This is a genomic window from Rathayibacter sp. VKM Ac-2760, assembly GCF_009834185.1.
Taxonomy (GTDB): Bacteria; Actinomycetota; Actinomycetes; order Actinomycetales; family Microbacteriaceae; genus Rathayibacter.
Genome location: NZ_CP047173.1, coordinates 1,693,056 through 1,716,444, shown reverse-complemented (window position 1 = coordinate 1,716,444; position 23,389 = coordinate 1,693,056). Strand labels below are relative to the sequence as shown.

Below are 23,389 nucleotides of genomic sequence, written 5' to 3'. Positions count from 1 at the left end.
GTGGGGAGGCGGAGCGCCTCCTGGCTCCTCGTCGTCGCGGTCGCGCTCGTCGCGCTGGTGCTGCGCGGCCCGATCGTGGCGGTCGCCCCGGTCATCGACGCGATCCGCGGCGACCTCGAGCTCTCCTCCGGCCAGGCCGGCGTGCTCACGAGCATCCCGGTGCTCTGCTTCGCCCTGGCGACCCCGTTCGCCCTGCTGGTGATCCGCCGGGCCGGGCCGGACGCGGCGGTCACCGTGACGGTCCTCGGCGTCGCGCTCGGCACGATCCTGCGCTCCGCCGGAGACGTCGTGCTCGTCGTCGCCGGCACGGTCCTCCTCGGCGTCTTCATCACCATCGGCAACGTCGTCGTCCCCGTCGTCATCCGCCGCGACGTCGCCCCCGAGCGCGTCGACCTCACCACCGGCGTCTACACCGCGGCCCTCAACATCGGCTCGACCATCACCTCCCTCGGCACCGCGCCGCTCGCCCTCGTCCTCGGCTGGCGCGGCGCCCTGCTCGCCTGGCTGGTGCTCAACGTCCTCGCGCTCGCCGGCTGGCTGCTCGCCCGCGGGCCGGCGCAGGCGCTCCGCCCGGCACCCCGGCCGCCCGCCGTGCGCGGCCCGCAGGAGCCGGCGCCGCGGATCTGGCGCAGCCTCACCGTGCTCGCCCTCGCCGTCTGCTTCGCCAGCCAGGCCTTCTCCTACTACGGCGTCACCGCCTGGCTGCCCAGCTTCCTGGTCGACCGCAACGGCTTCTCGATCGAGGCGGCCGGAGCGAGCTCCTCCGTCTTCCAGATCGCCGCGATCATCGGCGCGATCGGGGTGCCCCTGGTGGTCCGCCGCCTCCGGCCGCTCGGCAGCCTCGCGCTGGTCGGGCTGCTCTGGTGCACCGTCCCGATCGGCCTGCTGCTCGCACCGTCGCTCTGGGCGCTCTGGTGCCTGCTCGGCGGCGCGGCGCAGGGCGGAGGCATCACCGTCGTCTTCGTGCTGCTGGTGCGGCTCTCCCGCTCCGACCGGCACGCCTCCCGCCTCTCCGCCACCGTGCAGGGCCTGGGCTACGCCGTCGCCGCCACCGCCCCGACCGTGCTCGGCCTCGCCCACGACGCCACCGGCGACTGGAGCGCCCCGCTGCTCATCGTGCTGGCCGCCACGTGCTCCTTCCTCGCCTTCGGAGTCCTCGCGGCGAGCCGGCAGGGCCGCTCGGCCTGAGACCGCTCTCTCCCGCACGGGCGGGCGCGCCGTCAAGGGGCCACCGCTCCCCGCCCGGGGGCCGTAGCGTGGCCGCATGGCCGAGAAGAGCACGACCCGCGAGAAGACCGCGCCCGATCCGGACGACGCGCGCAAGCCCGACGACATCACCGACATCACCAAGCGCTCCTGGCTCTACGTGCTCAAGAAGACCGGCCGCGAGTTCGGCGCCGACCAGTGCACCGACCTCGCCGCCGCGCTCACCTACTACGCCGTGCTCGCGCTGTTCCCAGCGCTGCTGGCGATCGTCTCGGTGCTCGGCCTCTTCGGCCAGGCGCAGGCGACCACGCAGACGGTCCTCGACCTGGTCGGCAATCTCGCCTCCGCCGAGGTCGTCGACCTGCTGCGCGACCCGATCCAGTCGCTGGTGAACTCCCCGGCTGCCGGCGTCGCCTTCGTCACCGGTCTCCTCGGCGCGCTCTGGTCGGCCTCCGGCTACGTCGGCGCCTTCGGCCGCGCGATGAACCGCGTCTACCAGATCGACGAGGGCCGCCCGTTCTGGAAGCTGCGCCCGACCATGCTCGGCGTCACGGTCGTCACCGTGGTCCTCATCGTCGTCGCCGCCCTCATCCTGGTGCTGAGCGGCCCGGTCGCCAGTGCCGTCGGCGACGTCGTGGGGCTCGGCCCAGCCGCGCTGACCGTCTGGAACATCGCCAAGTGGCCGGTGCTGATCGTCATCGCGGTGCTCACGGTCGCGATCCTCTACTACTGGGCGCCGAACATCCGCCAGCCGAAGTTCCGCTGGATCAGCGGCGGCGCGCTGGTCGCGCTCGCGATCTGGCTGCTCGCCTCGGTCGGCTTCGCGTTCTACGTCGCCAACTTCTCCAACTACAACAAGACCTACGGCTCCCTCGGCGGCGTGATCGTCTTCCTGCTCTGGATCTGGATCACCAACATCGCCCTGCTCTTCGGCGCCGAGTTCGACGCCGAGCTGGAGCGCGGTCGCCAGCTGCAGGCCGGCATCGAGGCGGAGGAGACCATCCAGCTCCCGCCGCGCGACACCGCCGCGAGCGAGAAGAAGGCCGCGGTGCACGAGAAGGACGTCCGCGACGGCACCTGGCTGCGCCTGGCCAGCGAGAACCGCGGGCAGGAGGGCACCTCGCAGGACGACGACGCGGCGAAGGAGTCCGCGAAGGAGTCCGCGCGGGACTGACGCCCGTCGGGACTCACACCCGTCGGGACTCCGCGGGTCAGGACTCCGCGGCCCAGAGCGCGCGGAAGTACGCCGCGCGCTCCTCGTCGGGGTCGATCCCGTACTCCCGGAGCAGGAGCGGCGCCCAGCCCTCGCCGTAGTTCCAGCCGAGGCTCACCGCCGCCACCGCGAGATCCGCCCAGCGGTCGCCCACCCCGAGGTCGCCCACGTCGACGGAGGCGCTCCAGCGCCCGTCCGCGCCGATCAGCGTGTTCGGCGCGCAGGCGTCGCCGTGCACGACGACGGGCGCGAGCACGGCCGGCGCCTCGCCGAGTGCACTCGGCCGCCGGTCGAACCACGAGTCCCCCCGCAGCGCCGCGGGCACGTCCGCGACCGGCAGCGCGTGCAGCGCCCGGAGCGCCCCGGCGATCGCCCGCACCGCCTCCTCCGGCCGCGCGAGCCACTCCGGCGCCACCGCGCTCGTGCCCGTGAGCGGCGCGGTCAGCAGCCACTGCGCCTCGTCGTCCTCGCCCCGCTCCAGGAGCCGCGGCACCGGATGCCGCCCGGCCAGCCACTCCAGCCGCGCCGCCTCCCGCCCGAGATCCACCCCGGTCGTCCGCGGATTCCACTTGAGGAACCCGTCCCGCACCCGGAACGTCAGCCCGTCCAGCTGGTTCCGCCACACCAGCTCGGGCGCCGCCCCGCCGTTCAACGCGACCGCCACCGCCGGCACGCGCACCCCCTCGAGCGACGTCTGCCGCTGCAGGTCCGGCCCGCTCACGCCTCCCCTTCCCTTCCGCGAGATGCCACTTGTGCGCTCTTTCCTCGGCGTGTCGGGATCACAAGTGGCATCTCGCGGGGCGGGTCGCGCAGGTAGCGGAGCAGGAGGGTGTCGCCGGCGGCGAGCACGTGGGCCAGGCGCATCGCACGCGCGGGCGACTCGCCGCGGGCGATGCGGCCGGCGTCGCCCGCCTCGAGCGACGGGCTGAGGGTCAGGCACAGCTCATCGACCGCGTCGGCGGCGAGCAGCGTGCCGAGTAGTCCCGGCCCGCCCTCGCAGTGGATCCGGCCGAGCCCGCGCTCGGCGAGCTGCGCGCGCATCGCGCCCGGGTCGAGCGCGTCGGCACCGCAGACCAGCACGTCCGCCACCTCGGCCAGCGCCGCGCGCCGCCGCTCCGGCGCGGCCGCGGTCGTCACCACGATCGGCCGCACCGGCGCCTCGGTGAACAGCCGCGACGCCGGATCGAGATCCAGCGACCCCGACACCACGGCGAAGACCGGATGCGGCGGCAGCCCCTGCGCCACCCGCGCCGCCGCCGCGTCGTCCCCGAGCACCATCGGCCCGTAGCCCTCCGCGCGCACCGTCCCCGCGGCGACGAGCACCACGTCCGCCAGCCGTCGGAGCAGGTCGAAGACCCGCAGATCCGCGTCGCCGCCCAGCGCGCCCGACACCCCGTCGTGGGTGACAGCGCCGTCGATGCTCGAGACGAAGTTCACCCGCAGCCAGCGCTCCGCCGCACCCTCCGCGTAGGCCACGAGGAGCGCCGCATCGTCGAGGTCCCGCGCGGGCGCCGGCCGCAGCCGGTCGATCGCGGCGCTCACGCCCCGGCCGCCGCAGCGCCGTCGACCGCAGTGCCGGTGACCGCAGAGCCGTCTGCTGCAGCGCCGTCCACCGCGACGTTGTGCCGCAGATACGCGGGCGCCCGCCAGCCGAGCACCGCCTCCGTCAGCCGCACCGCGTCCACCGCCTGGCGCACGTCGTGCATCCGCACGATCCGCGCCCCGTTCAGGATGCAGATCACCGCCGCCGCGAGCGAGCCCTCCAGCCGCTCCCCCTGCGGCCGGTCGAGCGTCTCGCCGATGAAGTCCTTGTTCGACACCGCCGCCAGCACGGGCAGCCCGAGCACCGACAGCTCGCCGAGCCGCCGGGTCAGCTCCAGCGTGTGCAGCGTGTTCTTGTTCAGATCGTGGCCCGGATCGACGATCAGCCGGTCGTCCGGGATCCCCGCCGCCCGCGCGCGCTCGACCCGGACCCGCAGATGCTCGATCACGTCCGCCACCACGTCGTCGTACTGCGGCGCCACCGGCTCGCTCCGCGGCGCGCCCAGGCTGTGCGTGACGACGAGCTGCGCGGACGAGCCGGCCAGCACCGCGAGCATCCCCGGGTCGTGCAGCCCGCTGGTGTCGTTGACGACGGAGGCGCCCTCGGCGATGCTCGAGCGGGCCACCTCGGCGCGCGTCGTGTCGACCGAGATCACCACGTCGCTGCGCTCGCGGATCCCCGCGACGACCGGCACGACGCGGTCGAGCTCCTCCTGCTCCGAGACGGCGGGACCGCGGCCGAACGGCACTCCGCCGATGTCGACCCAGTCGGCGCCCTGCTCGGCGGCCCGCACGGCGGCCTCGACGGCCCGGTCGAGCGCGAAGGTGGAGCCCCTGTCGTAGAAGGAGTCGGGGGTGCGGTTCACGACCGCCATCACCGCGACCTCCTGGTCGAAGTCGAACTCGCGTCCACCGATCCTGCGCGTCATCGTCCCGTCGTCCCTCCGGCCGGGTCCGCCGGCGGGGCACCGGCGGTTGCCCACCCTAGACGAGCCGCATCGGAGCGGCCTGCGGCGGCGCGAGCGGCGCAGGCGGCACGTCCTCGAGCAGCACCTGGAAGAGCAGGTGGTCCTGCCACTCCCCCGCGATCCGGAGGTAGCGGCGGGCGACCCCGATCCGCTCGAAGCCGTTGCGCTCCAGCACCGTCTGGGAGCCGCGGTTGTGCAGCAGCGTCCCCGCCTGCACCCGGTGCAGCCGGAGCTCGTCGCGGGCGAGGCCGAGCGTCGCACCGACCGCGCGGGTCATCACCCCGCGGCCCTCCAGCTCGGCGTCGATCCAGTAGCCGAGATCGGCGCTGTCGAAGGCGCCGCGCACCACGTTCGAGAGCGTGAGCCGACCGACCAGCTCGTCGCCGCACTCGAGCACGAGCGGCAGCAGCGCCCCCGACCGGTGCGCGTGCAGCGCGTCGGCGAGTGCGTCGGTCTGCCCGCCGGCCTCGAAGAAGCGGGCGGAGCGCAGCGGCTCCCACGGCGCGAGACGTCGCCTGTTGCGGCGGTAGGCGGCCGCGAGCGCGGGCCCGTCCTCGCGAGTGGCCAGGCGGAGGACGGTGCCGTGGCCGACGGCGGTCGAGGCTGACATCCTGCGAGGGTAGACCGAGTCGCCGCGTTAACGCACGAACCCCCGGCCGGGGCCGGGGGTTGCTCGTGTGTGGGCGATACTGGGATCGAACCAGTGACCTCTTCCGTGTCAGGGAAGCGCGCTACCGCTGCGCCAATCGCCCGTTGCTCCGACTGGAGCGCCTCGCTCGGTGAACGATCGAGGTGGATACGGGATTCGAACCCGTGTATACGGCTTTGCAGGCCGCTGCCTCGCCTCTCGGCCAATCCACCGTGTACGGGATTCGGTGTCGGCGGCCCGCTGTGCTTCCGCACGGACCGACCAGGTCGGAGGACACCCTGAGGAGTCTTCCTGGATTCACGGCCCGGAGGCCGATCTTCGAGCGGATGACGAGATTCGAACTCGCGACCCTCACCTTGGCAAGGTGATGCGCTACCACTGCGCCACATCCGCATGATGTGTTGGTGCTGACTTGCTGTGTTGCTCTGTCTGTCTGTTGTTCTGCCTGTCTCTCCGGCGCTTTCGCTGCCCGGCTCGACCTAGAAGACTGTATCCGAACGCCGCGCGAGATTCCAAATCGACGGCGCACCGATTCGCGCGCCGCGGGCTCCGACCCCCGTCTTTCCGCGCGAAACCCGCCCGCAACCCGCCGTTCACCCGGGCGTGGCGCGCCCGCGGTGGTGCACCCACCCGCCGCCGATCCGCTACGATCGTTTCTCGGGTCGTCCACAAGACGGCCGTCAGGGCGATTGGCGCAGTTGGTAGCGCGCTTCCTTCACACGGAAGAGGTCATCGGTTCGAGTCCGGTATCGCCCACACCACGTCTCCCTCCCACCTTCCGCCTCTCCACCCCGCGGAGGCCCGCCCGTGATGGGACGCTCGCACGCCGTCTCCGGCGCGCTCGCCTGGTCCGTCGTCACGACCGTCCCGGCTCTCGCCGCGCCGCTCGGTCTCGCCGGTCTCCCGCTCGATCTCCGGCTCGTCGGCCTGGGCGTCGCCGCCGGCTGGGCGCTCGTGCCGGACGCCGACCACGCCCGCGCGACCGTCTCGCGCTCGGCCCCTGGCGCCTCGCTGCTCACCGCGACCGCCGGCCGCATCAGCGGCGGGCACCGGCACGGGATGCACTCGCTGCTCGCCGTCGCCGTCGTCTGGTACCTGATCCCGCTCCTGGTCGCCCTGCGCTTCCCGGTGCCGCTCGTCGGCCCCGTCTCGCTGGCCGCCGTGCTCACGCTGCCCGCCCTCGCCTTCGCCGCGAAGGCTGTGCGGGCCGCGCCGTCCTGGCCGATCGCCTGGGCCGGAGCGACGGTGGTCACCGTGCTGCTCGTCACCCTCGCCGACGGCACCTGGGCCTGGCTGCAGGTCGCCGCGACCCTCGGCTACCTCGTCCACGTCGCCGGGGACGCGCTCACCACCGAGGGGATCAACTGGCTCTGGCCGCTCCGGATCCGCTCGCCGCGCTGGGTGCGCCGGACGCCGCTCCTGCGCCGGCTCTGGACGTCCGGCGGGTACGCGGCGATCCCGGTGCTCGGCTCGGCCGGCTCGTGGCGCGAGACGATCCTCTACTGGCTGATGTCGGCCGCGACGATCGTGCTCACGGCGTCGCTGCTCGCCGCCGAGCTCCTCTGAGCGGGCTGCGGCCACGCCACCGTCTCAGAGCACCGCGCCCGGGTTCATGATCCCGAGCGGATCGAACACCGCCTTGATCCCGCGCTGCAGCGCCAGCGAGTCCTCGCCCAGCTCCTCCGCGAGCCAGCGCCGCTTCAGCAGCCCCACCCCGTGCTCGCCGGTGAGCGTGCCGCCGAGTACCAGCGCCGTGCGGAACAGCTCGCCCGCCGCCGCCCAGACCTCCTCGCCGACCCCGACGGAGCCCGGCGGCAGCACGAAGTTCGGATGCAGATTCCCGTCGCCCGCGTGCGCCACGGTCGGGATGCTCAGCCCGGTGCGCTCCTCGATCCCCCGGATCGCCGCGAACATCGCGGGCAGCGCCGAGCGCGGCACGCAGACGTCCTCGATCAGCACCTCGCCCTCGGCCTCGAGCGCCGGGTGGAACGCGCGCCGCACCCCGAGCAGCGCCTCGCCCGCGACCGGGTCGTCGGTCGACTCCGCGTCACCACCGGCCGCGAGCACGATCTCGAGGATCCGCGCCGCCTCGGCCGCCGCTCCCCCGCCGTCGGTCTGCACCAGCAGATACGCGGCCCCGCGGTCGACGTCCGCGCCGGTGTAGCGGGCGATCGCGGCGAGCGCCGCCTCGTCCATCAGCTCCATGACGGCCGGGCGCACCCGCGCCGCCGTGATCGCGGCCGAGGCGGCGGCCGCGGCGACGACGCTCGGGAAGTACGCCCCGATGGTCACCACCCGCCCGGCGGGGATCGGCCGGAGCTTCACGGTCGCCTCCACGATGACCCCGAGCGTCCCCTCCGAGCCGGTGAGCAGCGCCGTGAGGTCGTAGCCGGTGACGCCCTTGACGCTGCGCCGCCCGGTCCGGACCAGGCGGCCGTCGGGCAGCACCACGGCCAGGCCGAGCACCGCCTCGCGGGTCACCCCGTACTTCGCGCAGAGCAGCCCGCCCGCGTTGGTCGCGATGTTGCCGCCGATGCTCGAGATCGCCTTGCTGGCCGGATCGGGCGAGAAGATCAGCCCGTCGGCCGCCACCGCGTCGGAGAGCGCCTGGTTGAGCACGCCCGGCTCGACGACCGCGAGCTCGTCCTCGAGCGAGATCTCGAGGATGCGGTCCATCGCCGCCGTCGAGAGCACGATCGAGCCCTCCCGCGCGACGGCGCCGGCCGCGAGCCCGGTCCCCGCGCCGCGGGGCACGACCGGCACGCGGTGCTCGGTGGCGATCCGGAGCGTCGCCTGCACGTCCGCGACCGAGCGCGCCCGCACCAGGGCGAGGGCGCGGCCCTCGCTCGTCCAGCCGGACTTGTCGGTGTGCACGGCCTCGAAGGCCGCGCCCTCGGTCGAGACGGCGTCGCCGAGCTCCTCGCGCAGCCGCCGGAGGACCGTGCCGCCCTCGGACGTGGCGACCGGGGACGCGGCGTCAGGAGAGGCGTGAGCCGGCGACGGCTCCGGCGCGGACGTCGTGCTCACGGCGGCTGTTCTGCTCATGGGGATCACTCCGGGCGGGTCGCGGGTCGGCTCCTCGATCCTTCCACGGCGGCGCGGCAGGATGGCGGGATGAGCGGAACGCGGCGATGACGGCCCCCACCAGCGCGGGACTCCTCCTGCACCGGCCCGGCGATGCGGGACGCGAGGTCTTCCTCGGTCGGATGGGCGGGCCGCTGTGGACCCGCCGCCCGCGGGCCTGGTCGATCCCGAAGGGTCTGCACACCGCCGAGGAGGCGCCGCTCGACGCCGCCCGGCGCGAGTTCGAGGAGGAGATCGGCGTGCCCGCCCCGGAGCTCGCCTACGCCCTGCTCGGCGCCTACCGGCAGCGCTCCGGCAAGATCGTGACGGTCTTCGCCGCCGAGTGCACCGAGCCGATCGCCTTCGCGTCGAGCAACACCTTCGAGCTGGAGTGGCCGCGCGGCTCGGGCGTGCTCCGCGCCTACCCCGAGATCGAGACCGCCCAGTGGCACCCGCTCGAGAAGGCGCGCGGACTGCTCGTCGCCGGGCAGGTCCCCGCTCTCGACGATCTCGAGCGCGGGCTGCCGGGCGCCGCTCAGTAGTCGAGCGGGTCCGGGAGCGACGCGTCGTCGTCGGTCGGCATCGGCACCGGTCGATCGAGCCGTCGCGCGCGGGCGCCGAGCTCCGCGACCAGGTCCTCGTCGACGATCTCCGCGGCGGGGTCGGCCTCGTCCTCGACGAGCATCTGGCTGGTGGGCCCGAGCAGCATCCGGGCCGAGACGACCCCGCCCGCGCGGCGCACCGGGATCTCGACCGTGTCGGCCGTCGCCGTCGAGGCGAGCATCCTGGCGTACTCGAGGACGGCGTCGGCGATGTCGTCGCCGGTGACGACGCTTCCCTCGGCGTAGTGGATGCGTCTCACGGGGACTCCTTCTGCCGAGGAGCGACCGGCTGCCGAGGGGCCCGGCCGGCTCCCTCCCCCCAGGGTCGCACGCGCTGCTCGCCTCCCCGGCGACTCGGCGGACATCCGCCGGGGGGTTTACTTCCGGGAGTCCCCGCGCTGGTCGGCCGCCGCGTACACCCGCAGCCCCAGCGGAACGATCCGCACGGTCGCCTCGTGGAAGCCCTCGCGCTCGCCGTCGAACACCTCGCTCTCGCCGTCGTGCGCCCACTCCGGGGCCGTGCCGGCCGGGCGGCGGGCGCCGACCGTGATCGCCGGCGTGCTGGTCGACTCGACCACGGGCGCGCGCCAGCCCGGCACGCGGCCGACCACCGGCGTCGCCCCGCGCCCGAGCGCCAGCGACACCGCGCCGCGGGTCCGCGGCGCGCGACCCGAGTGCAGGATGCGGATGTCGAGGTGCCCGTCGTCGAGCCGGCGGCGAGCGAGCGGCGTCGCGGTGCGCGGGTGCTCGCGGTTCACCCCGACGAAGTACGACCAGACCAGCTCGGTCCGCCCGTCGCGCCGCAGCTCGAACGGATCGGTCGAGCGCACCACCTCGAAGGCGGCCAGCACCGCGGCGAGCGGCTTGCCGATCACCTTCTCGCGCTTCTCCCGCGCGGCGACGAACTCCGGGTAGAGCCCGATCGACACCGTGTTCAGCACGGTCACCGGCTCGGCACCACCCGCGGTCACCTCCGCGACGTCGACGTCGCGCCGCTCACCGTGCGCCGCCGCCTCGAGGGCGTCCTCGATCGTGACCAGGCCGAGCGCCTTGGCGAAGTGGTTCATCGTCCCGCCGGGCAGCACCAGCAGGGTCATCCCCTCGGCCCGCGCGAGAGCCGCGCCGACCGACATCGTGCCGTCGCCGCCGTAGACGCCCAGCACCTCCGGCGGAGCATCGCCGGCCCGCGCCGAGTGGACGACGTCGGCGAGGTCCTCGCCGTCCGCCAGCCGGTGCACCCGCGCCGCCGGGAAGCGCTGCAGGATCATCGGCTCCGGGTCCGGCCGGTGCGAGTCGCGCCCCGCCCCCGGATTCAGCACGACCAGGAGGCCCGCTCCGTCACCGAGCGGACGCACGTCGACCGGCGGCCGGCTCGCGCGCTCGGCGACCGGGACGTGCCGGGGCCGGGCCGGCACCAGGACCCGGCCGAGCCCCGCGACCGCCGCGCCGAGCGCCGCCCCGCCGAGCACGTCCGAGAGCCAGTGCACGCCCACGTGCAGCCGCGAGAACGCGACGGCCGCGGCCAGCGGCGCGACGGCCAGCCCGACCCGCGGCGACTCCAGCGCGACCCCGGCGGCGAAGGCGGCGGCGCTCGCCGCGTGGCCGGAGGGGAAGCTCGGCGACGTCGGCACCGTCGCCAGGCGCCGCCCCACCGGCACGTCCACGACGAGCGGCCGCACCCCGCCGAAGAGCTGCTTGCCCACGAGGTTCGCCGCCGCGCTCGCGACGGCCAGCGACGCCGCCCCGCGCGCCGCCTCTCGCGGCCGGCCGGCGAGCAGCAGCATCGCCCCGAGCCCGAACCAGAGCACGCCGTGGTCCGCGGCGCGCGAGAGCCCGACCAGCGCCCCGTCCACCAGGGGCACCGGACGGCGCGCGTTCAACCGCCGAGCGGCGCGGGCGTCGGCGCGGCGGACCACGCGGGGCAGCCCGAGGACGCGCCGGAGCAGGACGGACGGGGGTCGGGTTCCGCGCAGGGCCATGCCCCCAGGCTAGGAGGCACCGCCTGAGTGCTCAGACCTCGCCGAATCCCGACTCGACGAGATCGGCCAGCCGGCCCACCGCCTCCTCGGCCTCGCGCCCGGTCGCCGAGATCGCGACCTCGTCGCCGCGGTCGAGCCCGAGCGACATCACGCCGAGCAGACTCGTCGCGTCCTTGCCGTTCACGTCGATCCGCGCGTCGAAGCGGTTCGCCAGCGTGACGAAGTCGGCCGCCGGCCGGGCGTGCAGCCCGTTCGGATTGATCAGCCGGACCCGCCGGAGCACACTGGCGGCGTCCGCGGTCGCCGGTGCCGCCGGCTGCTCGGCGAGGAGCAGGCCCCGCGCCGACTCCGCCGCCGCCAGCACGTCCGCGAGCGACGCGCCGGTCCCGGCCGCCACCGCCGCGGCGACCGCCCCCTCGACCAGCGGAGCGTCCGCGATCCGCACCCGCTCGCGCGCCTCGTCGTCGAGGAACTCGACCGCCGTCTCGGCCGTCATGATCGCCGAGCCGAGGTCGCAGAGCACCACCACGCCGTCGCCGGAGTCGCCCTCGGCCAGCGCCGCGGTGATCCGCTCGAAGCTGGTGCCGATGCCGCCCTCCTCGGTGCCGCCCGCCGCGATCAGCGCCACCGACGGCGCCATCTGTGCAGCGAGCTCGACCAGCCCCTCGGCCAGCCGGGCGCTGTGCGAGACGAGGACGAGCCCGACGCTCACGCCGCCGCCTCGGCCGCCGCGCGCAGCAGCAGGACGCTCGAGACGCTCCCCGGGTCGCGGTGCCCCACGGCCCGCTCACCCAGGTAGCTCGCGCGCCCCTTGCGCGCGACCAGCGGGTCGGTCGACTCCGCCCCCGCCTGCGCCGCGTCGGCCGCGGCCGCGAGCACGTCCGCCGCCGACGCTCCGCCCGCAGCCGCGGCGTCCGCCGCCTCGACCGCCGGCGTCCACGCATCCACCATCGTCTTGTCGCCGACCTCGGCCTTGCCCCGCAGGACGACGCCGTCGCGGGCCGCCGTCAGCAGCGCGGCGATCGCGGCGCCGTCGAGCGACTCCTGCCCGGTGATCGCCCCCGACGCCTTCAGGAAGGCGGTGCCGAAGAGCGGGCCGGAGGCGCCGCCGACCGTCGAGATCAGCGTCGTCGCGACGAGCTTGAGCACCTCGCCCGGCGTCGCCGGCTCGGCCGCCGCGTCGAGCTTCGCGAGGACCGCCTGGAAGCCGCGGTCCATGTTCTCGCCGTGATCGCCGTCGCCGATCGCCCGGTCCAGCGTGATCAGCTCGACCCGGTGCTCCGCCACGGCCGCCGCGGCCGCCCGGATCCACGCCACGGCCCACGCCGCGTCGAGCCCCTGCGCTCCCTGTCCGTCCTGCATCGATCCGCCCTCTTTCCCTCTGTCGCCCTGCGACCGTCGTGTCGTCGTGTGTCCTGCCCGGGCCGTCGGCCCGCCGTCCGGAGGTGCTCAGCGCCCCCAGCGCAGCGCGGCCGTCTGCACCGGAGCGTCCCACAGCTCGGTCAGCGCCGCATCGAGCTTCAGCACCGAGATCGAGACGCCCTGCATCTCCAGCGAGGTGACGTAGCTCCCCACCAGGCTGCGCAGCACCGTCACGCCCTTCTCGGCGAGCACCTCCGCCGCGCGCCGGTAGACGAGGTAGAGCTCGATCTGCGGGGTGCCGCCGAGCCCGTTCACGAAGAGCAGCACCTCGTCGCCGGAGGAGAACGGCAGATCCTCGAGGATCGGCGCGAGCAGGCGGTCCACGATCCGATCGGCCGGCTCGAGCGGGATCCGCTCGCGGCCGGGCTCGCCGTGGATCCCGATGCCGATCTCGATCTCGTCCTCGGCCAGCTCGAAGCTCGGCTCGCCCGCGTGCGGCACCGTGCACGGCCGCAGCGCGACGCCCATCGTGCGGACGTTCGCGTTCACCGTCTCGGCGACGCCCGCGACCTCGTCGAGCGAGTCGCCGCGCTCGGCGGCCGCGCCGGCGATCTTCTCGACGAGCACGGTGCCCGCCACACCGCGGCGCCCGGCCGTGTAGAGGGAGTCCTTCACCGCGACGTCGTCGTCGATGACGACGGAGCGGACCTCGATGTCGTCCGCGAGGGCCAGGTCGGCCGCCGTCTCGAAGTTGAGCACGTCGCCCGTGTAGTTCTTCACGATGTGCAGCACGCCCGCGCCGCCGTCGACCGCCTTGGTCGCCGCGACGATCGGATCCGGTGTCGGCGAGGTGAAGACCGGCCCGGGCACCGCCGCGTCGAGCATGCCGAAGCCCACGAAACCCGCGTGCAGCGGCTCGTGCCCGCTGCCGCCGCCGCTGACGATCCCGACCTTGCCCTGCCGCGGGGCCTCGGCCCGGACCACGAACAGCGGATCGGGCTCGACCCGGACCAGGTCGGCGTGCGCGAGGGCGAACCCGGCCACCGACTCGGTGACGACGTTCTTCGGGTCGTTGATGAGCTTCTTCATCGAGGTCTCCTCCAGGGTCGTCCGCTCCGTCGCGGACAGCGGGTCCACGTTACGCCCGGGCTCCGCCACCGCGCAGGCCCCGATCGGCGGAAGCTCAGGCGCCGCGCCGCGTCTCCTCGACCCACTGGTCGAGCTTCGCCGTGGCGGCTCCGGAGTCGACGGCGTCGGCGGCCCGGACGAGCGCCGAGCGGAAGCGGTCCAGGATCGCCGTGCGGATGAGCGAGGGGTCGCGCGCCAGATCGAACGCGATCAGCCCCGCCGCCGCGTTGAGCAGCACGATGTCCCGCACCGGCCCCTCCTCGCCCGCCAGGACCGAGCGGACCACCTGCGCGTTGTAGGCGGCGTCGCGGCCCCGGAGCTGGTCGATGCTCGCTCGGGCGAGGCCGAGGTCCCGCGGGTCGAGGTCGTGCTCGACGACCGAGCCGCGCGAGACCTCCCAGATGTGGCTGTGCCCGGTGGTGGTGAGCTCGTCCAGCCCGTCGTCGCCGCGGAAGACCAGCGCCGTGGCGCCGCGGGTCTGGAAGACGCCGACGAACAGCGGGACCCGGTCGAGGTGGGCCACGCCGACCGCCGACGCCTCCGGCCGCGCGGGATTGCAGAGCGGACCGAGGAAGTTGAAGACCGTCGGCACGCCCAGCTCGGCGCGCACGGCGCCGGCGTGGCGGAAGCCGGGGTGGAACATCGCCGCGAAGACGAAGGCGATGCCCGTCCGGCGGAACACCTCGGCGACCCGCTCGGCGGGCAGCGTCAGGTCGACGCCCAGCGCGGCGAGCACGTCGGAGGAGCCCGAGGACGACGACGCGGCCTTGTTGCCGTGCTTGATCACCGGCGTACCGGCGGCCGCCGCGATGATCGACGCGGTGGAGGAGATGTTGACCGTGCCGAACCGGTCGCCGCCGGTGCCGACGATGTCCAGAGCCATCGGGTCCACCTCGAGCGGGACCGCGTGCTCCAGGATCGCGTCGCGGAAGCCGACGATCTCGTCGACCGTCTCGCCCTTGGCCCGCAGCGCGATCAGCAGCCCCGCCAGCTGGGCCGGCGTCGCCTCGCCCCGCATCACCTGCTCCATGGCCCAGGTCGCCTCCGACACCGAGAGATCGGAGGAGTCGAGGAGGGAGCTGAGAAGACGCGGCCAGGACAGGGTTTCCGACATGGCTCTCAGATTATGCGACTACGAAGGCCCCACGGGAAGTGCGAGTGTCCCCCCGCGTCATCGTTCATAATGGTCTGTGTGACGAGCACCTCTCTCTCCCCCACGGCCACCGTGCCCGCAGTGAACCGACCCAACCCGGTCGCGGTCGGAACGATCGTCTGGCTGGGCAGCGAGGTCATGTTCTTCGCCGGCCTGTTCGCGATCTACTTCACCCTCCGCAGCACCTCCCCGGAGCTGTGGTCGGCCGAGACCAGCATCCTGAACGTCCCCTACGCGAGCGTCAACACGGTGATCCTGGTCGCCTCGTCGTTCACCTGCCAGTTCGGCGTCTTCGCCGCCGAGCGCCTGCAGCCGCGCTCGACCGGGCTGAGCCCGTTCAAGTGGGGCATGGTCGAGTGGTTCTTCCTCACCTACGCCCTCGGTGCGATCTTCGTCTGCGGCCAGGTCCTCGAGTACGCGACCCTCGTCTCCGAGGGCGTCACGCTCTCGAGCAACGCCTACGGCTCGGCGTTCTACCTCACCACCGGCTTCCACGCCCTGCACGTGACCGGCGGGCTCATCGCCTTCCTCCTCGTCATCGGCCGCGCCTTCGCCGTCAAGAACTTCGGCCACAAGGAGGCGACCAGCGCGATCGTCGTGTCCTACTACTGGCACTTCGTCGACGTCGTCTGGGTCGGCCTGTTCGTCGTCATCTACTTCTTGAAGTGAGGCCTGCCGCCTCCATGCCCCACCACACTCCCGAACCCCGCAGGAAGGTTGCCTCGATGGCCTCCCCGAAGACGACGAGCCGCGCCAAGAAGGGTCGCCGTCACCCCCTGGCCACGCTGGCCCTGATCGCCATCGGCCTCGGCCTGACCGGCGGCACCTACGCGGCCGTCGGCGTCGCCACCTCCGCCTCCGCCGAGACCTCGGCCACCAGCCAGCAGACGATCGACGAGGGCTCGAAGCTCTTCGCCGCCAACTGCGCCACCTGCCACGGCCTCGACGCCGCGGGCACCGACAACGCGCCGTCGCTGATCGGCGTCGGCGCCGCCTCGGTCGACTTCCAGGTCGGCACGGGCCGCATGCCCATGCAGATGCAGGGCCCGCAGGCCCTCGAGAAGCCGGTGCAGTTCACCGACGACCAGGTCGCCGAGCTGGCCGCCTACGTCGCCTCGCTGGCCCCCGGCCCCGCGATCCCGACCGGCGAGGTCCTCGACGCGCAGGGCGACAGCGCCAATGGCGCCGAGCTCTTCCGCATCAACTGCGCCATGTGCCACAACGTGGCCGGCGCGGGCGGCGCGCTCACCGAGGGCAAGTTCGCTCCCCCGCTGGGCGGCGTGACCGAGGCGCACATCTACGAGGCGATGGTCACCGGTCCGCAGAACATGCCGGTCTTCAACGACCTCAACATCTCGCCGGAAGACAAGCGCGACATCATCTCCTACCTCAAGTACATCGAGGCCAACCCCTCCGCGGGCGGATTCGCCCTCGGCTCTCTCGGCCCCGTCGCCGAGGGCCTCTTCCTCTGGATCTTCGGACTCGGTTCCATCGTCGCCCTGACGGTGTGGATCACCGCACGATCCAACTAGCACTCATCAGCGCCCCGACGGGCGCTCGACCCCCGAGGCGCCGAGCGGTGCCGATACGGCGTGAAAAGGAGAACCATGGCAGAGCACGATGAGGGTGGCACCGACCTCGCCACCTCGTCGGCCACCGGGCACGGGAGTGCTCCGGCCGGCACCGCGGTCGTGACGCGAGGCCGCGTCCAGGACCCGGGCCTTCCGCCGCACCGCCCCCGGATGACGGACCTCGACCCCAAGGTCGCGAAGCGGGCCGAGCGCACGGTCTACACGCTCTTCTACCTCTCCTTCGCCGGCTCGATCTTCGCGGTCGCCGCCTACATGGCGTTCCCGATCACCGAGGACATCGCGTCGGTCCGGCTGAACACGCTGTTCATCGGCCTCGGCATGTCGCTCGCCCTCCTCGCCATCGGCATCGCCGCGGTGCACTGGGGCAAGCAGCTGATGTCGGACCAGGAGGGCATCGACATCCGCCACCCGGTCCGCAGCGCGGAGGACACCCGTGCCCGCGCGCTCGAGATCTTCGACCAGTCCGACAAGGAGTCCGGCTTCGGCCGGCGCTCGCTGATCCGCAACAGCCTCATCGCCTCGCTGGTCGTCTTCCCCCTGCCCGCCGTCATCCTGTTCCGCGGTCTCGGACCGCAGGACCAGGACCCGGTCGCGCTGCTCAAGACCACGCTGTGGCGCGAGGGCACGCGACTCACCCTGGACCCCTCCGGGGCGCCGATCCTCGCATCGGACGTCACGCTGGGCTCCGCCTTCCACGTCATCCCCGAGGGACTCGACGAGGTCGAGGGCAAGCTGGAGGAGAAGGCCAAGGCCGCCGTCCTCCTGATGCGCCTGAAGCCCGAGGACCTGACCGTCAGTGAGGGTCGCGAGACCTGGAACTACGACGGCATCGTCGCCTACTCCAAGATCTGCACGCACGTCGGCTGCCCCGTGGCGCTGTACGAGCAGCAGACCCACCACCTCCTGTGCCCGTGCCACCAGTCGCAGTTCGACATCAAGCGCGAGGCCGAGGTCATCTTCGGTCCTGCGAAGCGTCCGCTTCCGCAGCTCCCCATCACCATCGACGCCGACGGATACCTGGTCGCCCGCAGCGACTTCACGGAGCCGGTCGGACCATCCTTCTGGGAGCGATGACACACATGTCCACCACCACACCTTCCCGCCCCGCGGCGTCCCCCGCGGAGCCCGGCGACGGCGTCATCCTCGGCAGCGGCAAGCTGCAGAAGGGGTACGTCGGCAAGGCCTCCAACTACATCGACGAGCGCACGAGCATCTCGGCGGTCGTCAAGGAGTTCGGCCGCAAGATCTTCCCGGACCACTGGTCGTTCCTCCTCGGCGAGGTCGCGCTCTACAGCTTCGTGATCATCCTGCTGTCGGGCACCTTCCTCACGTTCTTCTACCAGGCCTCCATGGTCGAGACGCACTACGAGGGCAGCTACCTGCCGCTCAAGGGCATCGAGATGTCCGCGGCGATGGCCTCGTCGCTCGACATCTCGTTCGACATCCGCGGCGGCCTGCTGATGCGCCAGATCCACCACTGGGCGGCCCTGCTGTTCGTGGCCTCGATCGGCCTGCACATGCTCCGCATCTTCTTCACCGGTGCGTTCCGCAAGCCCCGCGAGATCAACTGGGTCATCGGCTTCGTCCTCTTCATCCTCGCGATGGCCGAGGGCTTCACCGGCTACTCCCTCCCGGACGACCTGCTCTCGGGCAACGGCCTCCGCATCATCGACGGCATGGTCAAGGGCATCCCGATCGTGGGCACCTGGGTCTCGTTCCTGCTCTTCGGCGGCGAGTTCCCGGGCACCGACATCGTCGGCCGCCTCTACACCCTGCACATCCTGCTGCTGCCGGCCCTGGTGCTCGCGTTCATCGCCCTGCACCTCGTCTTCGTGGTCGTGCACAAGCACACCCAGTTCCCCGGTGCGGGCAAGACCGAGCAGAACGTCGTCGGCTACCCGGTCCTGCCGGTCTACGCCGCGAAGGCCGGTGGCTTCTTCTTCATCGTCTTCGGTGTCGTCGTCCTCATCGCCTCGCTGTTCACGATCAACCCGATCTGGAACTACGGCCCGTACGACCCGTCGCCCGTCTCCGCCGGCACCCAGCCGGACTGGTACATCGGCTTCGCCGACGGCGCCCTGCGCCTGGTCCCGCCGGGACTGGAGTGGGCGATCCCGGGCATCGGCACGATCTCGTTCAACATCCTGCTGCCGCTCTCGGTGGTCGGCCTGTTCATCGTCGTGGTGCTGCTCTACCCGTTCCTCGAGGCCTGGATCACCGGTGACAAGCGCGAGCACCACCTGCTCGACCGCCCGCGGAACGCCGCCACCCGCACCGCGATCGGTGCCGCCGGAGTCACGTTCTACGCCGTCCTCTGGGCTGCCGCGTCCTCCGACATCATCGCGACGCACTTCCACCTCACGATGGAGGGCGTCATCCACGCCCTGCAGTTCCTCCTCTTCGCCGGGCCGGTCATCGCGTACTTCGTCACGAAGCGCATCTGCCTCGCCCTGCAGAAGAAGGACCGCGAGATCGCCCTGCACGGCTTCGAGTCCGGCCGCATCGTCCGCCTCCCCGGCGGCGAGTTCATCGAGGTGCACCAGCAGCTCGACGCGTACGAGCGCTGGAAGCTGGTCGGCCAGGAGGAGTACGAGCCGCTGATGATCCGCCCGGACTCCCGCGGCCGCATCACCGCCCCGCAGCGCGTCCGCGCCGGCCTCTCCCGCTGGTTCTTCGAGGACCGCATCACCCCCGTCACCCAGAAGGAGCTCGAGAGCTCGCACAGCGAGCACTGACCCCTCCCCCGAAGGGCCCGGACGCACAGCGTCCGGGCCCTTCGTCGTCCGCAGACCTGCTCGATCGCGCTACCCGACCAGAATGGGCGGACCCGCGCCGACGCGCGCGGCACGCACCGCCCGAGCTGCATGACCGCATGAACTGCATGGCTTCGTGAGCTGCATAGCTGCATGGCTGCATGTGCTGCATGCCTTGCATGCCGTGCATGCCGTGCGTGCACATCATGCTGATCGAGTAGCCCGCGGAGCGGGCGTATCGAGATCCACCCACCGTCAGAACGACGGCGGTACGTCGACGAAGTGCGGTCGCCGGGGCGGGTCCGGCGGTCGCCCGGGCAGCGGGGGTGGCCGGTTGCTGACGCGCCGTCCGGTCGGGGTCGTCCAGACGATCGTGCCGTCCTCGTCCTCCTTGCCGTATGTCCAGCGGTCGCCGTGCCGGAGGTGGTGGTGGCTGGTGCACAGGATCAGGAGGTTCTCGAGCGAGGTCTCGCCGCCGTTGCGCCACTCGATCGTGTGGTCCGCCTCGCTGCGCGCGGCGGAGCGGGTGCATCCCGCGGAGCGGCAGATCTGATCCCGCAGCTGCAGGTGCAGGCGCATCCCCGCCAGTGGGAGGCGCTGCGTCCGTCCGACGGGGCGACCGCGACGGTGTCCGGATCGGTCAGAACGCGGGTGAACGAGGCGGCGGTGCGGATCAACTCGCGCGCGATGGGCACGGGGACGGGGCCGTAGCCGTCGAGATCGGCGGGTGCCTCGTCGAGGCCCACGGCCGTGGACGCGGCGAGAGTCAGCCGGACCCCGGCGCGGACGCCAGGAACGGAGGACGGATCGAGGCGCTCCTCGGCGTCCGGGGTCGTGCCGACGATGTCGCCGTCGCACAGCAGGTCGAGGGAGGCGTCGGCGCGCAGCTGGCTGAGGGTCCGCTCGTCTCCGCCGTCACGGAGAGCACGAGCGATCCGGTCGACGCGGTCGTACGCGCCCAGCACGGCCGGAGCGGGCCCGTGCAGGCGAAGGGTGGCCATGCCGTCGACGTCCGGAGTCACCCACACCGCGCGGTCCTCAGCGGCGCGGGCGTGGCGCTCTTCGAGCGACTGCTCGTGCAGCTCCTCCCGCCAGCGGCGCAGGGCACGGCGCAGCTGCGTGAGCGTCATCGAGACCGCCGCCTCGGCGGCGCGCTCGTCGAGTGCCGCGCGGGAGGCGTCGGGGAGGCTGCCCGCGGTCGCGCAGATCGCCTCGACCTCCTCCCAGTGCAGACGCGCATCGGCGAGCAGGGCGCGCGTGAGCGGGAGGTGCTCGAAGAGCAGCTGCGCGGTCTCGAGGCGCCGGGCGATCAACTGCTCCGGCAGGCCTTCGGCGACGGCGAGCTCAGCGCGGAGGGAGCGCTCGACGAGGTCGCGGGTCTCGCTGCGGGACGCCCCGCGGGCGAAGGCGGCCGGGTGGGCGAGGGCGGTGCGGTGGAAGTCGTAGAGGTCTTCGACTTCGGCGAGGCGCAGCCGGGCGGCGGCGCGGGCGCGGGTCGCGGCGCGGTCGCCGAGGGCGCGCATGCGGGCGAGTGCCGCGTCCGTCGATCCGTTCTCCGTCATACGAGTATTGAATCAGGGACCACCGACACCGGGGCCGGGTCAGGGGCTGATGGGGGACAGCGCGGTCGGATCGGGGGCTGGGGAGGAGGCTCGCTCCCGGACGACCGGACAAGGTGGGTCTCGATACGCCGCCGGCGGCGGCTACTCGACCAGCAAGAAGGGACTGTCTCCCTTCGCCGTCCCGCTCGCCCTCCCCCGCCCGCGGCGCCGCCGCCCGAGCGGCGAGAGCTCCGCTCACCTCACTCGATCCGCGGCGTCGTCGTTGATCGAGCAGCCCGCTCAGCGGGCATCGAGATCCAGCGGCAGAGACGCGAGCTGCACGACGCTGCTGCGTCGCTCCTCGCGTTGCACGAGCACCCCACAGCCGCCCTGGACGAGGCGCCGTCGATGCCTGGGCATGCGAAAAGGCCGGGCGCCGGAGGTGGAGACCTCCTGCGCCCGGCCCTGTCGGCCGTGCAGCTCGCGTCAGCGGGCGAAGTACCCGCGGTAGTACTCGTAGACCCAGCCGGCGATCGCGACCAGGAAGAGGCCGACCGCGATGTAGGTGATCCAGAAGCCGACAGCGAGGCCGAGGAAGGCCAGCGCGGCGGAGCCACCGAGGATCAGCGGCCACCAGCTCCACGGGCTGAAGAAGCCCAGCTCGGGGTCGCCGTCGTCGATGTCGGCGTCGAGACGGTCCTCGGGCAGCTCGGCGCCCTGGGCCTTGTGCACGCGGCCCACGTAGAAGGCGATGAACCCGCCCAGGACCGACGAGAGCGCGATGCCCACGGTGCCCACCCACTCCACCTGACCGGTGTCGATGAGCGACCAGAGGATGTACGTGACATCCGCGAGCAGGAAGAAGCCCGCGAGGAGCCAGAACAGATTGACGTTGGCGCGCATGGCCCTACTTCACCGTGCCTTCGGACTTGTCGTACGTGGGCGCGTCCGGAGCGTCCTTCGCCGGGCCGATGCCGACGGGGATGCCGGCCTCGGGGTGGTTGAGGTCGAAGGCCGGAGCCTCGCTGCGGATGCGCGGGATGGAGGTGAAGTTGTGCCGGGGCGGCGGGCAGGAGGTCGCCCACTCGAGCGACCGCGAGAAGCCCCACGGGTCGTTCACGGTGACCTTCGGCGCCTTGCGGGCCGTGATGTACACGTTGAGGAAGAACGGGATGAGCGAGACCGCGAGGATCATCGCGCCGATCGTCGACAGCTGGTTCATCCAGGTGAAGCCGTCCTCCGGCAGGTAGCTCGCGTAGCGGCGGGGCATGCCCACGACGCCGAGCCAGTGCTGGATGAGGAAGGTGGTGTGGAAGCCGATGAACAGCAGCCAGAAGTGCCACTTGCCCAGCGTCTCGTTGAGCATCTTGCCGGTCCACTTGGGCCACCAGAAGTAGAAGCCCGAGAACATCGCGAAGACGACGGTGCCGAAGACCACGTAGTGGAAGTGCGCGACCACGAAGTACGAGTCGGACACGTGGAAGTCGAGCGGCGGCGACGCGAGGATGACGCCGGTGAGGCCACCGAAGGTGAAGGTGATCAGGAAGCCGATCGCCCAGATCATCGGCGTCTCGAACGTCACCGAGCCGCGCCACATCGTGCCGATCCAGTTGAAGATCTTCACGCCGGTCGGGACGGCGATGAGCATCGTCATCAGCGAGAAGAACGGCAGCAGGACCGAGCCGGTCACGTACATGTGGTGCGCCCACACGGTGACGGACAGGGCGGCGATCGCGATGGTCGCGTAGATCAGCGTCTTGTAGCCGAAGATCGGCTTGCGGCTGAAGACCGGGAAGACCTCGGAGACGATGCCGAAGAACGGCAGCGCGATGATGTACACCTCGGGGTGGCCGAAGAACCAGAACAGGTGCTGCCAGAGCAGCACGCCGCCGTTGGCCGCGTCGTAGATGTGCGCATCGAACACGCGGTCGGCACCGAGCGCGAACATGGCGGCCGCGAGGACCGGGAACGCCAGCAGGACGAGGATCGACGTCACCAGGATGTTCCAGGTGAAGATCGGCATGCGGAACATCGTCATGCCCGGGGCGCGCATCGTGATGATCGTGGTGATGAAGTTCACCGCGCCGAGGATCGTGCCGAAGCCGGAGAGCGCGAGTCCGAAGACCCAGAGATTGCCGCCGAGCCCTGGCGAGAACGTCGTGCTCGACAGTGGCGCATAGGCGAACCAGCCGAACGACGCCGCGCCCTGCGGGGTGACGAAGCCGGCGACGGCGATCAGCGAGCCGAAGCTGTAGAGCCAGTAGGCGAACGCGTTCAGTCGCGGGAACGCCACGTCGGGCGCGCCGATCTGCAACGGCATGAGGACGTTGGCGAAGCCGGCGAAGAGCGGCGTCGCGAACATCAGCAGCATGATCGTGCCGTGCATCGTGAACAGCTGGTTGTACTGCTCACGGGTCTCGACGACCGCGAGACCCGGCTCGAAGAGCTGGGCGCGGATGACCAGCGCCATCACTCCTGCGATGCAGAAGTAGATGAAGGAGGTGATCAGGTACATGTACCCGATGACCTTGTGGTCGGTGGACGTCATCCAGCGAACGAGGACGTTCGCCTTGCGCTCGACAGGCGGAGTGCCGAATGCGCGGGACGGGGCGGGTGCTGTGGCGGTGCTCATGCTCCC

At 72.5% G+C, this 23,389-nt stretch carries 22 protein-coding genes and 4 tRNA genes; 9 read left to right on the top strand and 17 right to left on the bottom strand.

The genetic code is table 11. The features are described 5' to 3' along the window. Together GSU72_RS07755 and GSU72_RS07750 are read left to right on the top strand one after the other, a co-directional pair. A complete protein-coding gene (locus GSU72_RS07755; protein WP_244256040.1) occupies positions 1-1,188 on the top strand; it encodes an MFS transporter in 1,188 nt (395 codons plus the stop codon). A gap of 76 nt (positions 1,189-1,264) precedes the next feature. After that, a complete protein-coding gene (locus GSU72_RS07750) occupies positions 1,265-2,380 on the top strand; it encodes a YihY/virulence factor BrkB family protein (RefSeq protein WP_159984500.1) in 1,116 nt (371 codons plus the stop codon). 37 nt (positions 2,381-2,417) lie between these two features. Here the strand turns inward: GSU72_RS07750 and GSU72_RS07745 are convergent, their stop codons facing one another. From GSU72_RS07745 to GSU72_RS07715, 7 genes are all read right to left on the bottom strand, one after another. Beyond that, positions 2,418-3,140, bottom strand: a complete 723-nt coding sequence (locus tag GSU72_RS07745) for an aminoglycoside 3'-phosphotransferase (protein WP_244256039.1) — start codon at positions 3,138-3,140, stop codon at positions 2,418-2,420. Then, positions 3,137-3,961, bottom strand: coding sequence for a pyrimidine reductase family protein (locus tag GSU72_RS07740; protein ID WP_159984499.1), 825 nt, complete (start codon positions 3,959-3,961; stop codon positions 3,137-3,139). Before GSU72_RS07740 ends, GSU72_RS07745 begins: the two co-directional genes overlap by 4 nt. Beyond that, on the bottom strand, positions 3,958-4,890 hold the full coding sequence (gene folP, locus GSU72_RS07735) for a dihydropteroate synthase (protein WP_159984498.1): 933 nt from the start codon (positions 4,888-4,890) through the stop codon (positions 3,958-3,960). The genes GSU72_RS07740 and folP overlap by 4 nt, the downstream gene beginning before the upstream one ends. A 55-nt stretch (positions 4,891-4,945) precedes the next feature. Beyond that, entirely contained in the window at positions 4,946-5,539 is a 594-nt protein-coding gene (locus GSU72_RS07730; RefSeq protein WP_159984497.1) for a GNAT family N-acetyltransferase, read from the bottom strand. Between the two features lie 70 nt (positions 5,540-5,609). Next, a tRNA-Val gene (locus GSU72_RS07725) sits at positions 5,610-5,681 on the bottom strand. Between the two features lie 38 nt (positions 5,682-5,719). Next, positions 5,720-5,790, bottom strand: a tRNA-Cys gene (locus tag GSU72_RS07720). A gap of 109 nt (positions 5,791-5,899) precedes the next feature. Next, a tRNA-Gly gene (locus tag GSU72_RS07715) sits at positions 5,900-5,971 on the bottom strand. A 290-nt stretch (positions 5,972-6,261) separates the two neighbouring features. Between GSU72_RS07715 and GSU72_RS07710 the strand changes: the two genes are divergently transcribed. Beyond that, positions 6,262-6,334: transfer RNA gene (locus GSU72_RS07710), tRNA-Val, on the top strand. 54 nt (positions 6,335-6,388) lie between these two features. Then, positions 6,389-7,144: a metal-dependent hydrolase gene (locus tag GSU72_RS07705; protein WP_244256100.1), complete on the top strand. Its 756-nt coding sequence runs from the start codon at positions 6,389-6,391 to the stop codon at positions 7,142-7,144. A 24-nt stretch (positions 7,145-7,168) separates the two neighbouring features. On the opposite strand, the gene GSU72_RS07700 is transcribed toward GSU72_RS07705, so the two are convergent. Then, positions 7,169-8,623: an FAD-linked oxidase C-terminal domain-containing protein gene (locus GSU72_RS07700; protein ID WP_159984495.1), complete on the bottom strand. Its 1,455-nt coding sequence runs from the start codon at positions 8,621-8,623 to the stop codon at positions 7,169-7,171. Between the two features lie 86 nt (positions 8,624-8,709). Between GSU72_RS07700 and GSU72_RS07695 the strand changes: the two genes are divergently transcribed. Further along, positions 8,710-9,183, top strand: a complete 474-nt coding sequence (locus GSU72_RS07695) for an NUDIX domain-containing protein (protein ID WP_159984494.1) — start codon at positions 8,710-8,712, stop codon at positions 9,181-9,183. On the opposite strand, the gene GSU72_RS07690 is transcribed toward GSU72_RS07695, so the two are convergent. The 6 genes from GSU72_RS07690 to trpD all read right to left on the bottom strand — a co-directional run bounded on the left by GSU72_RS07690 (position 9,177) and on the right by trpD (position 14,826). Further along, positions 9,177-9,503 (bottom strand): hypothetical protein, encoded by a 327-nt coding sequence (locus GSU72_RS07690; protein WP_159984493.1) that lies wholly within the window; start codon positions 9,501-9,503, stop codon positions 9,177-9,179. The genes GSU72_RS07695 and GSU72_RS07690 overlap by 7 nt on opposite strands. 117 nt (positions 9,504-9,620) lie before the next feature. Then, positions 9,621-11,222, bottom strand: coding sequence for a phosphatase PAP2 family protein (locus GSU72_RS07685; protein ID WP_159984492.1), 1,602 nt, complete (start codon positions 11,220-11,222; stop codon positions 9,621-9,623). Between the two features lie 31 nt (positions 11,223-11,253). Further along, complete coding sequence (gene dhaM / locus GSU72_RS07680; RefSeq protein ID WP_159984491.1) at positions 11,254-11,934, bottom strand: dihydroxyacetone kinase phosphoryl donor subunit DhaM; 681 nt, start codon at positions 11,932-11,934, stop codon at positions 11,254-11,256. Next, positions 11,931-12,584, bottom strand: a complete 654-nt coding sequence (dhaL, locus tag GSU72_RS07675) for a dihydroxyacetone kinase subunit DhaL (RefSeq protein ID WP_159984490.1) — start codon at positions 12,582-12,584, stop codon at positions 11,931-11,933. The genes dhaM and dhaL overlap by 4 nt, the downstream gene beginning before the upstream one ends. An 87-nt stretch (positions 12,585-12,671) precedes the next feature. After that, entirely contained in the window at positions 12,672-13,673 is a 1,002-nt protein-coding gene (dhaK, locus tag GSU72_RS07670; protein WP_159984489.1) for a dihydroxyacetone kinase subunit DhaK, read from the bottom strand. Between the two features lie 94 nt (positions 13,674-13,767). After that, positions 13,768-14,826, bottom strand: a complete 1,059-nt coding sequence (gene trpD, locus GSU72_RS07665; protein WP_159984488.1) for an anthranilate phosphoribosyltransferase — start codon at positions 14,824-14,826, stop codon at positions 13,768-13,770. 69 nt (positions 14,827-14,895) lie between these two features. Here trpD and GSU72_RS07660 point away from each other — a divergent pair, with 69 nt between their 5' ends. The 4 genes from GSU72_RS07660 to GSU72_RS07645 all read left to right on the top strand — a co-directional run bounded on the left by GSU72_RS07660 (position 14,896) and on the right by GSU72_RS07645 (position 19,192). Further along, complete coding sequence (locus tag GSU72_RS07660; RefSeq protein ID WP_159984487.1) at positions 14,896-15,534, top strand: heme-copper oxidase subunit III; 639 nt, start codon at positions 14,896-14,898, stop codon at positions 15,532-15,534. A gap of 56 nt (positions 15,535-15,590) precedes the next feature. Next, a complete protein-coding gene (locus tag GSU72_RS07655) occupies positions 15,591-16,397 on the top strand; it encodes a c-type cytochrome (RefSeq protein ID WP_159984486.1) in 807 nt (268 codons plus the stop codon). Between the two features lie 75 nt (positions 16,398-16,472). After that, positions 16,473-17,531 carry a Rieske 2Fe-2S domain-containing protein gene (locus tag GSU72_RS07650; RefSeq protein ID WP_159984485.1) on the top strand — a complete coding sequence of 353 codons (1,059 nt, stop codon included), beginning with the start codon at positions 16,473-16,475 and terminating at the stop codon, positions 17,529-17,531. A gap of 5 nt (positions 17,532-17,536) precedes the next feature. Then, entirely contained in the window at positions 17,537-19,192 is a 1,656-nt protein-coding gene (locus GSU72_RS07645; RefSeq protein ID WP_159984484.1) for a cytochrome bc complex cytochrome b subunit, read from the top strand. Positions 19,193-19,656: 464 nt separating this feature from the next. Here the strand turns inward: GSU72_RS07645 and GSU72_RS07635 are convergent, their stop codons facing one another. The 3 genes from GSU72_RS07635 to ctaD form a co-directional block, all read right to left on the bottom strand. After that, complete coding sequence (locus GSU72_RS07635) at positions 19,657-20,772, bottom strand: DUF222 domain-containing protein (protein ID WP_159984482.1); 1,116 nt, start codon at positions 20,770-20,772, stop codon at positions 19,657-19,659. A gap of 465 nt (positions 20,773-21,237) precedes the next feature. Continuing rightward, positions 21,238-21,654, bottom strand: a complete 417-nt coding sequence (locus GSU72_RS07630) for a cytochrome c oxidase subunit 4 (RefSeq protein ID WP_123446154.1) — start codon at positions 21,652-21,654, stop codon at positions 21,238-21,240. A 4-nt stretch (positions 21,655-21,658) separates the two neighbouring features. Further along, on the bottom strand, positions 21,659-23,383 hold the full coding sequence (gene ctaD, locus GSU72_RS07625) for a cytochrome c oxidase subunit I (RefSeq protein WP_159907056.1): 1,725 nt from the start codon (positions 23,381-23,383) through the stop codon (positions 21,659-21,661). Positions 23,384-23,389: the final 6 nt, after the last annotated feature.